The sequence below is a fragment of the Azospirillum ramasamyi genome, assembly GCF_003233655.1.
Lineage (GTDB): Bacteria > Pseudomonadota > Alphaproteobacteria > Azospirillales > Azospirillaceae > Azospirillum > Azospirillum ramasamyi.
This window is the reverse complement of sequence record NZ_CP029832.1, coordinates 431141-445771: the sequence shown is the minus strand read 5'-3', so window position 1 is coordinate 445771 and position 14631 is coordinate 431141. Positions and strand designations below refer to the sequence as shown.

The following is a 14631-nucleotide window of genomic DNA, read 5'->3' as shown; positions in this document are numbered from 1 at the left end:
GTCTGTGACATTCAGTTGTGTGCGACGAGGTGCCGCGCCTGGGGGTGTCTTTTCGGGAGTACGATGCATTAATTCATGCGCTGTGAGGACAAGGACATGGGCTGTACTTTCAATCTGACGCGCCGGAGGTTTCTGGAAGCGAGCGGGCTGGCAAGTCTGCCGTTTCTGGCCGGCGGCTTCGTTTTCCCGGTCGCCGCCGCGTCCGCGCGTCCATCGGGAGATTTGGAACGGATCGTCCAGACCTGCTCCACCTTCGACTGCGGCGGCAAATGCGCGATCAAGGCGCATGTCAAGGACGGCGTCCTGACCCGGATCAGCACCCGGCTCGACGGCGAGGTGAACCCCGAGATGCCGGTCATGCGCGGCTGCGTGCGAGGCCGCGGCTACCGCCGGTTCATCTACAACCCGGATCGCCTGAAATATCCGATGAAGCGCGTCGGCAAGCGCGGCGAAGGCAAGTTCGAGCGCATCACCTGGGACGAGGCCACCGACATCATCGCCCGCGAATGGAAGCGGATCGGCGACACACACGGGCCGGCTTCGCGCTTCTGCCATGTGAACACGGCCGGCACCGGCGGGCCGTTCTCGGGCGACGTGATGGCGCGGCGGCTGCTCAGCCTGACCGGCGGCTACCTCGACTACTATCACTCCGTCAGCATGGGCAACACCGCCGCGGTGACGCCCTACACCTACGGAACCAGCCGCAGCGGCAGCAGCATCGACACCCTGCTCGACAGCAAGCTGGTCATCCTCTGGGGCCACAACCCGGCCGAGACGATCTTCGGCCACACCAACCACTATTTCCAGGAGATGAAGCGGCGCGGCATCAAGTTCATCGTCGTCGATCCGCGCTATTCGGATTCCGTGTCGGCCTACGCCGACCAGTGGATTCCCCTGCTCCCCACCACCGACAACGCGCTGATGGACGCGATGGCCTATGTCATCGTGACCGAGAACCTGCACGACAAGGCGTTCCTCGATACCTATTGCGTCGGCTTCGACGAGGAGCACATGCCCGAGGGGGTTCCGGCGGACGAGTCCGTCATGTCCTACCTGATGGGCCGCAAGGACGGCACGCCGAAAACCCCGGAATGGGCCGAGGCGATCTGCAAGGTACCGGCCAACACCATCCGCGAACTGGCGCGCAGCTACGCCACCGCGAAGCCGGCGGCCCTGATCCAGGGCTGGGGACCGCAGCGCCATGGTTGCGGTGAACGCATCGCCCGCGGCGGCACGCTGCTCGCCAGCCTGACGGGCAATGTCGGAAAGTCGGGCGGCTGGGCATCCGGATACGGCGGCATCGGCAACCGCAAGTTCCCGTCCTTCCCCGACAGCGTTGCGAACCCGGTGAAGGCCTCCATCTCGATCATGAACTGGCAGCAGGCCGTCGAGGACGCCGGCAAGGTCACGCCGGAGGTGGGGCTGAAAGGCGCCGAGGCGCTGGAGACGAACATCAAGATGATGTTCTGCCTGGCCGGCAACTACCTCGTCAGCCAGAATCCCGATGTCAACGCCGCCGCCAGGCTCCTGGCCGACGAAAGCAAGGTCGAGTTCATCGTCTGCAGCGACCTGTATCTGACGCCGAGCGCCAAATACGCCGACATCCTGCTGCCGGCGATTTCCTTCGCGGAGCGCTGGAACCTGGGCGAGACCTGGGGCACCGGCAACTACGTCATGCTGTCGGAGAAGCTGATCGAACCCCTGCACGAGGCCAGGGACGAGTACGACTGGCTGACCGACGTCGCGCGCAAGCTCGGCGTCGAGAAGGAGTTCACGCTCGGCCGCTCGCAGAAGGATTGGATCGTCGCCATCGTCGAGGAGTCGCGCAAGGACACTCCGGGCTTCCCAAGCTTCGATGAGCTTCTGGCGAAACGGGTCCACTACTTCGAATCGACCGGCTACGTCGCCTTCAAGAAGCAGATCGAGGATCCCGCGAACAACAGGTTCGACACCCCGTCGGGAAAGATCGAGCTGTTCTCCAAGCGGCTCTACGACATGAAGAACCCGGAAATCCCGGCGGTCCCGCGCTACGTCGCGTCCTGGGAAGGGCCGCAGGATCCGCTGACCGGCAAATACCCGCTCCAGCTCATCACCTGGAAAGGCAAGAACCGGGCGAATTCGACCTTCCAGCTCAATCCCTGGGAACAGGCGGTCCAGCCCCAGCAGCTTTGGATCAACCCGATCGACGCGGCCAAGCGCGGCCTGAAGAAGGGCGACACGGTCCGCATCTTCAACGACCGCGGCATCACCGAGATCGGCATCGACATCACCCCGCGCATCATTCCCGGCGTGGTGGCCCTGCAAAGCGCGGCCTGGTGGCGGCCCGGTCCGGAAGGCATCGACCGCGGCGGCTGCGCCAACGTGCTGAGCTCCACGCGCATGACCCCACTGGCTCACGGCAACTCGCATCAGACCATGCTTGTCGAAGTCAGCAAGGCGTAAGGAATACGACCATGGGAAAGCAACTCGGGTTCTACATAGAATCCAGTCTTTGCAGCGGCTGCAAGACCTGCCAGGTCGCCTGCAAGGACAAGAACGGCCTCGACGACGGCCGGGCCTTCCGCCGCATCCATGAGGTTCGCGGCGGCGGCTTCGCGGAAGCGGGCAAGGGCTACGTCAACAACGTCTTCGCCTACACGATGTCGATCTCGTGCAACCACTGCTCGGATCCCGTCTGCGTCAAGAACTGCCCGACCACCGCCATGACCAAACGGACGGAGGATGGCGTCGTCGTCGTGGACACGGCGAAATGCGTCGGCTGCGGCACCTGCGCGTGGTCCTGCCCCTATGGCGCGCCGCAGATGAACAAGGCGACCGGGCAGATGTCGAAATGCGACTTCTGCATCGATCTCCAGGCGAAGGGCGAGGATCCGGTCTGCGTCGCGGCCTGCCCCCTCAACGCCATCAAATACGGCCCCATCGAGGAGCTGCGCGCCAGATACGGCACGGTCGCCGACGCCAAGGGCCTGCCCAGTTCCTCGATCACCAGGCCCAACCTCGTCATACGGCCCCATCAGGGTGCCCAGTTGGAGGGCTGATGCCATGCAAGAGTGGCCAATCCTAGTTTTCACCGCCTTGCTGACCTCCGCGGTCGGCCTGGCCGGATACACCGCCCTCGCGGGCTACTGGCTGCACGACGCGCTGCAGGAACGCCAGCGCTTCCAGGTGCTGCGGCTGCCCATGCTGGTGGCCAGCGGCCTTGCCGTGGCGGGGCTTGCCGCGTCCTTCGCCCATCTCGGCTATCCCATGAACGCGCCGAACGCGATCCGGCACGTGGCGTCGTCCTGGCTCAGCCGGGAAATCCTGCTCGTCTCGGCGTTCATCGGCGCCATATGCCTGACCACGCTGTGGGCGCTCCGGAGCGGCAAGGCGCAGAGCCGCCTGCTGTCGGGGGCGTTCCTGATCGGCGTGCTGGGCGTCCTGGCCATGGGCGAGATCTACCGCAACACCTCCGTGGTGACGTGGATGCACCTGAACACCCACGTCATGTTCCTGGGCGGGCTCATCCTGATGGGCTCCGTCCTCGGGCTGCTCCTGATCGCGCCCGGCGTCGCCGGACGGGTCGACCCCGCCACGACGCGCAAGCTGTTCGCCGCCACGGCGGCGCTGGTCCTGGCCGGCTTGGCGGCCCAGCTCCTGGTGCAGCCGTCCTATGTAGCGGCGATCGGCGCCAGCCCGTTGAACGAGGTGGTGACCTACCCGCTGCACCCCGTCGAGGCCTTCGAGGCCAACGGCGGTCTTCGGGCCGCGCGGTGGGTTCTCGGCTTGGCCGGCGCCGCGCTGATGATGCTGGCCGCCTGGCAGGTGTCGCGAAACGGCGAACGCGGCCGCTGGCCGCTGGCCGCCGTCGCCGGTCTGCTGCTGCTTTCGGGCGAAGTGGTCGGCCGGTATGTTTTCTATGCGATCCACGGCTGATCGCCGGACGAGGGGTGGCAGGCTCCCACTCCTCGTCCCCGGCGCCACGAAACCCGGCCTCCGGGTGTTCTTTCCTCCATGACGGCGCCACGCCGCTTTAGCGGCGATCGCCGCCGAAGCGGCGTGGCGCCGTCATGGAGGCGAAAGGGAGTGACCATGCACAGCAGCGATACCGCCGAACTCCTCGATCTGGTCGGCGCCCTGTTCAGTCTCGATCCTGAGGACGCGCGCATGCAGCCCGTCCTGGCGGAGCTGGCCCGGCAATCCGCGACCATGGCGTCGCCCGGCGCCGGGGCCGGCGAGACTTCGCACATCCTTGCCCGGCTGGGCCGGCCCTTCGACCGGGCGGCGCTGCACCGGACCTACATGGACCTGTTCGTCGGCCCGGCGCCCCTGGAGGCGCCGCCCTGGGGGTCCGTCCATCTCGACGTCGAACGCTCCCTCTACGGCCCGTCCACGTTGCGCCTCCGGGATTTCCTGATCCGGGAAGGGATCGCCGCGCAGGCGCCCTCCTCCGGGCCGGAGGACCATTTCGGCACGCTGTGCTGGATCGGCGCCTGGCTCGTCACCGAGGAGCGGCTGGACAGCTTCGACGAGTTGCTCGGCCAGCACCTCCTGCCCTGGGCGCCGCGCTATCTGCGGACGTTGCGGCTGGCGGCGCAGGCCAGGGTAACGTCCGGCGAAGAGACCGCCGCGTTCTATGCCGACGCGGCGGCGCTCGCGGAATCGGTGCTGCGGGGCGTCGCCGGGCATCGCGCCGTCCCCTTCCCGCAGGATGCTCCCGCCGCGATTCCGGACCGGCAGGAACAATGATCGCCGTACGGATGCAGGATCTTCGAAAGATCGGGTAACGCTGTCCCGCCCCTTGCGCACTACCTAACTGTCCGAAGCCGCCGACAGGCCATGCGATACGGGCGCGGGAGGGCAGTGTGCAGGAAGGAGGGAGCATGACAGCGACACGACGGGCGATCCTGCAGGGCGCTCTTGCCGCGACAGCCATGGCGATGCAGCCGGCCTTCGCCCGGACACAGGCGAATTCACTGGCCGGTGCCGCGGCGACACGGCGCATTCCCTCCACGGGCGAGGCGATTCCCGCCGTCGGGCTCGGCACCTGGATCACCTTCAATGTCGGCGACGACGACGAGTTGCGCGACGAATGCGCGGCTGTCATGGACGCCTTCTTCCGGGCCGGGGGCGGGATGATCGACTCCTCTCCCATGTACGGCTCCTCACAGCAGGTGGTCGGTTACGGCCTGCGGAAGCTGGGGCAGCCCGAAAGCCTGTTCTCGGCCGACAAGGTCTGGATCTCCTCCGGCAGCCGCGGGCCGTCGCAGGTCGAACAGTCGCGCAGCCTGTGGGGCGTGCCGCGCTTCGACCTGCTGCAGGTCCACAACCTGCTGTCGTGGGATGAGCATCTGAAAACGCTGTTCGCGATGAAGGCGGCGGGCCGGCTCCGCTATGTCGGCATCACCACCTCGGAAGGCCGCCGCCACGACCTGCTGGAGGCGATCATGGCCAGCCAGCCGCTCGACTTCGTGCAGCTCACCTACAACATCGTCGACCGCGAGGTGGAGGACCGCATCCTGCCGCTGGCGGCGGCGCGCGGGATCGGCGTCATCGTCAACCGCCCGTTCCAGCAGGGCGTCCTGCTCCGCCGGCTGGCCGGCCAGCCGCTGCCCGCCTGGGCCGGCGACATCGGCGCCACCAGCTGGGCGCAGGTCGTCCTGAAATTCATCATCTCCCATCCCGCCGTCACGGTGGCCATCCCCGCGACCAGCCAGGTCGCGCATGTGCGGGAAAACATGGCCGCGATGAGCGGACCGCTGCCCGACGCCGCGATGAGAAGGCGCATGGCCGACCATGTGAGGGCGCTCTGATGCCGGAATGGTGGACCTACTCCGCCGAGGATTTCCTGCTGTTCAGCCCGCGCGCCTACTGGCGGTTGATCGAACGCCACAATGAGGCGCTCTGGCCGGCGCAGGTGCCGATCCTGCTGCTCGGCATCGCCATTCTGTGGCTCCTGTTCCGGCCGCGGCCATGGTCGCACCGGACGATCGCGGGAAGTCTGGCGCTCCTGTGGGGCTGGGTCGCCTGGAGTTTCCTGTGGGAGCGCTACACCACCATCAATTGGGCGGCGGTCTACGTCGCACCGCTGTTCGCGCTGCAGGCCGTGCTGCTGGCCTCGGTCGGCCCCCGGCTGCGCTGGTCGTTCGACCGGTCGGCGCGTGGGGTGGTGGGGCTCGGGCTGTTTCTCTATGCCGTCGTCCTGCACCCGCTGACGGCGCCGCTGGCGGGGCGGTCGATACGGGGGGCGGAGGTCTTCGGCATCACGCCGGACCCGACCGCCATCGCGACCGTCGGGCTTGTCCTGATGGCGGCCGGGCGCTGGTCGTGGCTGTTGCTCGTCATTCCGCTCATCTGGTGCCTTGGTAGCTGGCTGACCCTGTACGGCATGGGAGCGGCGGAAAGCTGGGTCCTGCTGGCTGCGGCGGGGGCAGGGGCGGGGGCAATGGCGATGCTCGGCGCCCCGCCCGCCGCCCGCACGGAGTGAAGCCCACTGTGGGGCCGCTCACAGCGCCGGATCGCGACCGGGTGCAGGATCGCTCCTGCACCGCGCAAGACCACCGGATGGAGCGATCCCATGACCGCCCTCAACATCGCCATCGCCCTGTCGATCCTCAGCCTCGCGCTGCTGGTCGGCTTCGATTTCTGCACCGGCCTGCCTTCGGATACCGCCGGGGCGAAGACCGGCCGGCCCAGCGGCGGCAGGATCGGCGAGGACATCATGGGATAGCGGCAGGACGGGTTCAGGCCGCCGGCAGCATCCCGGCGGCCACACCGGTCATCCGTGCGACGGCAAGCCCGGTCACGGCTGTCCGCTGCCGCCGGCGGCACCATAGATGTGGCCGGTGGTGAAGCTGCCGTCCTCCGCCGCGAGCTGGACATAGATGCCGGCAAGCTCGGCCGGCTGGCCGGGACGGCCCAGCGGGGTCTGGCCGCCGAACTGCTTCAGCTTCTCCTGCGTGGCGCCGCCGCTGACCTGCAGCGGGGTCCAGATCGGGCCGGGAGCCACGCCGTTGACGCGGATGCCCTTCGAGGCGAACTGCTTGGCCAGCGACTTGACGTAGTTCATCGTCGCCGCCTTGGTCTGGGCATAGTGGTACAGCTCCGGGGTCGGGTCGTAGGACTGTTCCGACGTGGTGCCGATGATGACCGAGCCGGGCCTCAGATGCGGCAAGGCCGCCTTGATGGTCCAGAACGGCGCGTAGATGTTGGTCTTCATCGTCGCGTCGAACTCCTCGCTGGTCAGGTCGAGGATGGATTCGCAGGCCTGCTGCCGCGCGGCGTTGCACACCAGGATGTCGAGCCCGCCGAGCCCGGCGACGGCATCAGCCACCATCTGCCGGCAGAACGCCTCGTCCCGCAGGTCGCCGGGGATGGCGACGGCCTTGCGGCCCGCCGCCTCGATCAGCGCCACGACCTCGCGGGCGTCCGGCTCCTCGGTCGGGAAATAGTTGATGGCGACGTCGGCGCCTTCGCGGGCATAGGCGATGGCTGCGGCACGTCCCATGCCGGAATCGCCGCCGGTGATCAGCGCCTTCCGCCCGGCCAGCCGGCTGGATCCCTTGTAGCTGGTTTCGCCATGGTCCGGCGGCGGGTCCATGTCGCGGGCCAGACCCGGCCAGGGCTGCGACTGGCCCTTGAAGGGCGGCTGGGGATATTTGTACCGCGGGTCCTGCGGCGATGCGGTGTCGTCACTCCGGTCCATGCGCGTCTCCTCGGTCGGGCGTCACACACAGAACCGGACAGGACCGGATTGGTTGCCGGCCGGGACGGGCGGCAGCCATGCCGGAACCGGGAATGGCCGTGCCGGTCGTCGAGGCGGTGAGTCCGGACCCGCTTACCCCCGCTGCCAGATCCCCTTGCCCGGCAGCCGGTCGCGGTCGTGGACGCGGTCGAAGTCCAGGGCCGGCCCCTTCGGCACGATCAGGGTCGGGTTGATGGCGGGATTGGTGTAGTAGCCCAGCTTGATGTGGTCGAGCTTCACGGTGTCGCGGATTCCCGGCCACTGGTACAGCTCGCGCAGGTAGGCGGACAGGTTCGGATAGTCCTCGATCCGGCGCAGGTTGCATTTGAAGGCGCCGTGATAGGCGGCGTCGAAGCGCACCAGCGTCACGAACAGGCGCCAGTCGGCCTCGGTCGGATGCTCCCCCGCCAGATAGCGGCTGGACGACAGACGATCCTCCAGCCGGTCGAGCGTGGCGAACAGCCCGTCGAACGCCTCGTCGTAGCTGGCCTGCGACTTGGCGAAGCCGCAGCGGTAGACGCCGTTGTTGACGTTGCCATAGACCAGATCGTTCCAGCGGTCGATCTCCGGCCGCAAGGGTTCGGGATAGAGATCCAGCCGGTTGCCGGTCAGGCCGTCGAAGGCGCTGTTCAGGATGCGGATGATGTCGGCCGACTCGTTGTTGACGATGCGGCGCTCCTGCCGGTCCCACAGCACCGGCACCGACACCTTGCCGGTATAGGTGGGATCGCTCGCGGTATAGAGGCGGTAATGGTGGCGGAAGGGGCCGACGCCCTCGCCGGCATCCTGATCCTCGGCATAGACCCAGCCGTCCTCGCCCAGCACCGGTTCGGCGGCGGAAAGGCCGATCACCCCCTCCAGCCCCTTCAGCACGCGGAAGATCAGCGTGCGCGAGGCCCAGGGGCACAGGTAGGAGACATAGAGGTGATAGCGTCCGGCCACCGCCGGCAGGGTGGGGCGCCCCTCCGCGTCGGGGCCGCCGCCCGGCGTGATCCAGCCGCGGAAGCGGGTCGGCTCGCGGTGGAAGGCGCCGTTCCTGATCTCGCTGGCCGCGATGTCGCCCTTCACCCAGACACCATTCACAAGCTGCGGCATCACGGCCTCCAATCGCCGGGAGTGGAAACGGGAAAGGGACCGGCGAACCGGTCCCCTCCACACCGCAACAGACCGGAACGGCCTTTCGGTCAGGACTTGACCGCCTCGATCTCGATCAGCAGCTGGATGTCGTCGCCGACGGCCGGCGCGCCGTACTTCATGCCGAAATCGGTGCGCTTGACCGTGCCGCGGGCGGAGAAGCCGGCGGTCTCCAGCTTGCTGGCCGGGCTGACGCCGTCCTTGTTGAAGGTGACGTCCAGAACCACCGGCTTGGTCACGCCCAGCATGGTCAGGTCGCCGTGCAGCTTGCCGGTCTTGTCGCCGGTCTTCTCGATCTTCGTGCTCTTGAAGGTCACCTTCGGGAACTCCTTCGCATTGAAGAAGTCCGGGGAACGCAGATGCTCGTCGCGCTTGGCATGGTTGGTGTCGATGCTGGCGGCGTCGATGGTGACGTTGACCGTGCTGTTCTCCACCGCGTCCTTGTCGAAGCTGATGTCGCCGCCGACGGTGTTGAAGCGGCCGATCACTTTGGAGAAGCCGATGTGGTCGACGATGAAGGCGACGGCGGTGTGCGCCGGGTCGATCTTGTAGCTGACCGGGGCGGCGAAGGCGGGGGCCGCCATCGGAACGAATGCGCCGGCGGCGGTCGCGACGAACAGGGCGGCGGCGAACAGGGTCTTCTTCATGAACAAGGCTCCGGGGACTGGGAAAGAGTGATGGGGATGGAGGATCAGTAGGGCGACGCTTCGCCGCCGGTCAGCGCATAGGCCGCACCGATGGCGGCCAGCGCCGGAAGGACCGCGGCCACCGTGACGGCGGCCGACGAGGCGGCCCGGCCGACCGGGCCATGGCCCTGGGGAACGAAATGGCTGACACGCCCGGCCAGCAGCGCCGGCAGCGCCAGCAGCAGGACGGCGGTCTGCGCCTGGGTGAAGAGGGTCAGCACGCCGGCCAGCAGCACCGCGATGCCGGTCGCAACCCGGCCCGGCAGGCCCCAGCCATGGCGTTCGACCGGCCAGTTCCACAGCAGGAAGCCGCCGGCCGATGCCGCCAGGGCCAAAGCCATCTGGGCGATCGAGGCCGAGGAGCCGATCAGCGCCGTGCCGCCGACGGCCAGCGCCAGCGCCAGCAGCGAGGCGGCCGGCGCGGTCGGGCTCTCGGCCTTATCAGCGCCGGGCGCCTGCGAGCCGCGGGCAAAGGCGACCCACGCGGCGACGGCGAGCAGGATCAAGAAACCGACGACCGCCGCCATGGAATCGAGGACGGGCAGGGCGATCCACAGAAGCGAACCGGCCAGCCACAGCGCCAACCCGGCCGAAGCCACCCGGCCCCGCAAACCCGCCGCGTCGGCGGCGACGCCCAGCAGCAGCCCGATGGCGGACGACCAGAACAGCTTGCCCATGCTCGACGGCGGCGGCAGGGCCGGCAGGCCGACGACCAAGGCGAAGACCACCAGGAACCCGGCCGCGATCCCGGCCGCCGCCAGCGGACGCCGCAGCAGATGCAGGGCACCGACGAGGATCAGGCTGACCAGCAGGGGCAGGGCGCTGGACTGGATGAAGGGATCTTGAAGCAGCTCGGGCATGCGGTCGGCCGGATTGGGATGTGGTGACGCGGGATGCGCTTGGTGCCGACCTTAACCTGTGCTTTGATGAGCGCGAATTGGCGAGATTTGCAAAAAGCATCTGCATCAATAAGCGGGAATAAATGGCAAGCGGCAGCAATTGGGATGATCTGCGCTACCTGCTGGCGGTGGCGCGGCACGGCTCCCTGTCCGCCGCCGCCCGCGTCCTCGGGGTGAACCACAGCACGGTGCTGCGCCGGGTGACGGCGCTGGAGCAGGCCATGGGCGCCCAACTGTTCGACAAGCTGCCCGGCGGCTATGTGCTGACCGCGGCGGGCGACGAGATGCACCGGGTGGCGCAGAAGATGGAGGAGGATGTGGCCGCCGCCAACCGCCTGCTGTCCGGCCGCGACACCCGGATCAGCGGCAGCCTGCGCGTGACCACCGTCGACATCCTGACCCTCTACGTCCTGCCGCGCCACATTGCCGCCTTCCGCCGGCTGCACCCCGAGCTGCGGATCGACCTGATGGCGGCGGAGGCGTCGCTCAGCCTGACCCGGCGCGAGGCCGACGTGGCGATCCGCGCCACCAGCCGGCCGCCGGAAAACCTCGTCGGGCGCGCGGTCTCTGGGCTGGCTTTCGCCGTCTATGGGGCATCCGGCTATCTGGACCGGGCGGGCGGGGTTGATGACCCCGACCGCCACCCGTGGGTGGGGCTGGACGAATCCTTCGAGCACACCTCGCTTGCCCGCTGGATGAAGCGGGCGGTGCCGGCGGCGGCGATCGGCTACCGGGTCAATTCGGTCGCCGGGGCGGTGGAGGCGGTGCGGGCCGGGATCGGCCTCGGCCTGCTGCCCTGCGGGGTGGTGGACCGCGACCCCGCCTTCCGCCGCATCGGCGATCCGGTGCCGGAGGCCGATGCCAAGCTCTGGCTGCTGACGCATGAGGATCTGCGCCACATGGGCCGCGTCCGCGCCTTCCTCGACTTCATGGCCGACGCGCTGACCCGCGAACGCGACCTGCTGGAGGGGCGTTGTCCGTGGTCGAAGTGACCGAAAATTTCCCTCTCCCACCCCGGGAGAGGGAGTTGTAAGGGATAGCCTGCCCCCGCCGCCGCGTTGACCACTGGAACTGCGGGTCGTCGGCGATCAGGTGGCGGTGGTCGGACAGCCGGTTGCGCTCCAGCCAGCCGACGGTCGCCTCCAGCTCCGACAGGGTCATTTCGGAGCGCGCCTTCTTCATCAGCCGCTTCAGCACGGCGTTGTAGATGTGGTAGCCGGTCGGCCCCTCGGCGACGAGGTTGTTGTCCTCGTCCTCGATCACCTGCGCCGCGACCAGCTGGCCGATGCGCTGGCGCAGGTGATGCTCCGCCGCACTGGGCGTCAGCGGCAGTTCTCCCGGATCGCGCGATTGCGCGCCGAAATCCGGCCCCGGCGCCACCACGGCGAAGCGCAGCGCCGTGGCGTTGGATTCCAGCGGGATGATCTCCGGCTCGCGCTCCGTGCCGCGCTCGAAGGGAAGCTCCTGCTGGGGACGGCGGGTCTTCACCATGGCGCGGGTGCCCTGCTGGGTCTCCACCATGGTGCGGAACTGCTCGAACAGCGCGTCGGACGGGTGGTAGATCAGCGCGCGCTGCCGGTCATAGGGTCCGCCATGCGGATCCACCCGCGTCGCCCGCGCGATCGCCTGTTCCAGCCAGGGACGCGAGCGGATGTGGGTCAGGCAGGCGACATGGGTGATCGACGGCGCGTCCAGCCCCTCATAGGCCATGGCGACGGAGACCAGCACCGCCGGCTCGGGCCGCAGGCGGAAGGATGCCACCACCTCCTGCGCGTCGCGGCGGTCGGAGATGGCGAGCCGCGCCATGCGCCCGGCCTGCTCCCTCGGCATCCAGCCCTGAAGCGTCTCCAGATACGACCGCGCCGTCTCCTGGTCGGGCGCGATGACCAGCAGCTTGCCCAGCCCCGGACCGTCGCGCCCCGCCGGCAGCTTCAGCTCCGCCCGCCGTTTCGCCCGGTGCTCCCGGCAGGAGCGGTAGGCCTCGCGCAGCATCGCCTGGGCGAAGCCGGTGCGCAGCGCGGTGAACAGGGCGTCGCGCGTGTTCTCCCCCGCCTTCGACAGCGCATCGACCCAGCGGTTGGTGCGCTCCGCATCCAGCCAGGAGGCCGAGCCGTCCATCGCGCCGAAGGTGACGGGCAGGATCGCCTTCTCGGCCAGCGCCTGCCGGCGGGAATAGCCGACCACCGCCCAGCCCGGCGCCTTGAAGTCGATTTCCCGCACCTTGCGGGTTCCCTGCGGCGTGCGGTAGGGCAGCCACAGGATCGGACGGCCGTCGGCGCGCTCCAGCGTCCCGCTCATCAGCAGCCGGGCCGACGCATTCTCCAGAAGCGGCAGGATCGACCGGCTCCAGGCGGTTTCCTCCTCCACCGCCGCCATGCGGTCGGTGTCGAACACCGCCGGGAGATGGTGCAGCTCGTCCACCGCCAACAGGTAGCGGTGACGGCGGAACTCCTGCAGATGCAGGTCCGGCGCGGCGGCGACCGCCTGATATGTCGTGATGTAGCCCTGCAGGCCGCGGCAGAGGTCGCGCCCGTTCTCCGCCGCGCGCAGGGCGAGATTGTGTCCCAACACCTCGCGCCAGCGCGGATCGACGAAGGCTTCCTCCGCCTGCTGGCGCAGGCTGTCGCGCGGCACGATCCAGCACACCCGGTCGATCCGCCCCGCCTTGTGCAGCGCCGCCGCCATGATGACCGGCAGCAGCGATTTCCCCCCGCCGGGCGTCACCGCCGCCAGAATGTCGCGAACCTCCGTCTGCTGCTGGCCGATGGCATTGGCGATGGCGCTGACCAGTTGCTGATGGGTTCTCAGCTGCGGCATTCCACCTGCTCTCGTTGTGGCGCGAGGGAGGAGCAAGCCTAAATTCCCGCGAGTCCCCCGGTCATGGGTGCAGTCGGAGGTAACGGACTCCATTGGGAGTAGCGCAGCCCCCGGTCGGGGGCGACGATTCGCGCCGCGTAAGCCCTATGAGGACGGCGGCGCGCCGCAGCCTGCGGTGAGGTGCGTACCTGAAAGAACATGAACCCTGTGCCGCCATGCTTCGGCCAAAAGGCCAATCCAGGGCCGAACCTCAGAAATTGAGTTGCGCACCTCAGAGCATCGGAATATCGTTCGCACCATGAGCAATCAGCTAAACGACGCACCCCTGACCCTGCGCGACGTGGCGGCGGCGGCCGGCGTCAGCCTTGCGACGGCGGACCGGGTCGTCAACGGACGGCCGGGCGTCAGCGCCAAGACCGCGCTCAAGGTGCATGAGGCGGTGCAGCGGCTGGGCTTCCGCCCGCTGGCGGCGGCGGCGGAGCTGGCGCGGTCGCGCTCCTGGCGCTTTGCCGTCGTCCTGCCCAGCGGCGGCAACCGCTTCATGATGGACATCGCCGACAATATCCGCGCCCAGGCCGATTGGTTCCGCGCACGGCGCATCGCGGTGGAGATCGTCGAGACCGATGTGTTCGATGCCGACAGGCTGGCGGCGGAATTGGCCGGGCTGCCGGGCCGCTTCGACGCGGTGGCGCTGGTGGCGCTCGACCACCCGCGAATCCGGGCGGCCATCGACGATCTCGTGGAAGGCGGCATGGCGGTGGTGACGCTGGTGTCGGACGCTCCGTCGTCGCGGCGCCAGCATTATGTCGGCATCGACAACATCGCGGCGGGCCGCACCGCCGGTTCGCTGGTCGGCCGCTTCCTCGGCCCCCCGCGCAATGGCGAGGCTGGCGGCTCGGTCGGCATCGTCACCGGATCGGGCAGCCTGCGCGACCATGCCGAACGCCTCTTCGGCTTCGGGCAGGTGCTGGCGGAGGAATATCCCGGCCTGACCCGCCTGACCCCGGTGGAGGGCCGCGACGATCCCGGGCGCAACCGCGATCTGGTCCGCCGCATGCTGGCCGACACCCCCGATCTGGTGGCGATCTACAACACCGGCGAGGGCTCCGTCGGCATCGGAGAGGCGCTGGCCGAGGCCGGGCTCGCCCGCAAGATCCTCTGCGTCGGCCATGAACTGACGCCCGCCACCCGCCGCATGCTGCTGGACGGCACCTTCGCCGCCCTGGTCGCCCAGGATCCGGGGCACGAGGCGCGCTCGATGGCGCGGGTGCTCCACGCCCTGGTTTCGGGCCAGGAGATCGTCGCGGCACAGGAACACATCCGGGTCCAGGTCATCCTGCGCGACAACCTGCCCTGACGGGCATCAGGAAAG

General features: G+C 68.6%; 14 protein-coding genes. 9 read left to right on the top strand and 5 right to left on the bottom strand.

The window, feature by feature from the left end:
• Positions 1–75 precede the first annotated feature (75 nt).
• The 7 genes from DM194_RS21380 (at position 76) to DM194_RS28275 (ending at position 6709) form a co-directional block, all read left to right on the top strand.
• Positions 76–2442, top strand: coding sequence for a DMSO/selenate family reductase complex A subunit (locus DM194_RS21380; protein WP_111069575.1), 2367 nt, complete (start codon positions 76–78; stop codon positions 2440–2442).
• Positions 2443–2453: 11 nt separating this feature from the next.
• A complete protein-coding gene (locus DM194_RS21375) occupies positions 2454–3038 on the top strand; it encodes a DMSO/selenate family reductase complex B subunit (protein ID WP_111069574.1) in 585 nt (194 codons plus the stop codon).
• A 4-nt stretch (positions 3039–3042) separates the two neighbouring features.
• Positions 3043–3915, top strand: coding sequence for a dimethyl sulfoxide reductase anchor subunit family protein (locus tag DM194_RS21370; RefSeq protein ID WP_111069573.1), 873 nt, complete (start codon positions 3043–3045; stop codon positions 3913–3915).
• A 156-nt stretch (positions 3916–4071) separates the two neighbouring features.
• Positions 4072–4728, top strand: a complete 657-nt coding sequence (locus DM194_RS21365; RefSeq protein WP_162630145.1) for a molecular chaperone TorD family protein — start codon at positions 4072–4074, stop codon at positions 4726–4728.
• Positions 4729–4862: 134 nt separating this feature from the next.
• On the top strand, positions 4863–5792 hold the full coding sequence (locus DM194_RS21360) for an aldo/keto reductase (RefSeq protein ID WP_111069571.1): 930 nt from the start codon (positions 4863–4865) through the stop codon (positions 5790–5792).
• Positions 5792–6466: a DUF6064 family protein gene (locus DM194_RS21355; RefSeq protein WP_111069570.1), complete on the top strand. Its 675-nt coding sequence runs from the start codon at positions 5792–5794 to the stop codon at positions 6464–6466. The genes DM194_RS21360 and DM194_RS21355 overlap by 1 nt, the downstream gene beginning before the upstream one ends.
• A gap of 90 nt (positions 6467–6556) precedes the next feature.
• Positions 6557–6709: a hypothetical protein gene (locus DM194_RS28275; RefSeq protein ID WP_162630144.1), complete on the top strand. Its 153-nt coding sequence runs from the start codon at positions 6557–6559 to the stop codon at positions 6707–6709.
• Positions 6710–6781: 72 nt separating this feature from the next.
• Here the strand turns inward: DM194_RS28275 and DM194_RS21350 are convergent, their stop codons facing one another.
• The 4 genes from DM194_RS21350 to DM194_RS21335 all read right to left on the bottom strand — a co-directional run bounded on the left by DM194_RS21350 (position 6782) and on the right by DM194_RS21335 (position 10403).
• Entirely contained in the window at positions 6782–7684 is a 903-nt protein-coding gene (locus DM194_RS21350) for an SDR family oxidoreductase (RefSeq protein ID WP_111069569.1), read from the bottom strand.
• Between the two features lie 132 nt (positions 7685–7816).
• A complete protein-coding gene (locus DM194_RS21345; protein ID WP_111069568.1) occupies positions 7817–8818 on the bottom strand; it encodes a glutathione S-transferase family protein in 1002 nt (333 codons plus the stop codon).
• An 89-nt stretch (positions 8819–8907) separates the two neighbouring features.
• On the bottom strand, positions 8908–9504 hold the full coding sequence (locus tag DM194_RS21340; RefSeq protein WP_111069567.1) for a YceI family protein: 597 nt from the start codon (positions 9502–9504) through the stop codon (positions 8908–8910).
• A 44-nt stretch (positions 9505–9548) separates the two neighbouring features.
• Positions 9549–10403 carry a hypothetical protein gene (locus DM194_RS21335; RefSeq protein WP_111069566.1) on the bottom strand — a complete coding sequence of 285 codons (855 nt, stop codon included), beginning with the start codon at positions 10401–10403 and terminating at the stop codon, positions 9549–9551.
• A gap of 122 nt (positions 10404–10525) precedes the next feature.
• On the opposite strand from DM194_RS21335, the gene DM194_RS21330 reads away from it, so the two are divergent.
• On the top strand, positions 10526–11434 hold the full coding sequence (locus DM194_RS21330; RefSeq protein ID WP_111069565.1) for a LysR family transcriptional regulator: 909 nt from the start codon (positions 10526–10528) through the stop codon (positions 11432–11434).
• On the opposite strand, the gene DM194_RS21325 is transcribed toward DM194_RS21330, so the two are convergent.
• Positions 11370–13259, bottom strand: a complete 1890-nt coding sequence (locus tag DM194_RS21325; RefSeq protein WP_111069564.1) for a DEAD/DEAH box helicase — start codon at positions 13257–13259, stop codon at positions 11370–11372. The genes DM194_RS21330 and DM194_RS21325 overlap by 65 nt on opposite strands.
• Before the next feature lie 298 nt (positions 13260–13557).
• Between DM194_RS21325 and DM194_RS21320 the strand changes: the two genes are divergently transcribed.
• Positions 13558–14616, top strand: coding sequence for a LacI family DNA-binding transcriptional regulator (locus DM194_RS21320; RefSeq protein ID WP_111069563.1), 1059 nt, complete (start codon positions 13558–13560; stop codon positions 14614–14616).
• The last annotated feature ends 15 nt before the right edge of the window (positions 14617–14631 follow it).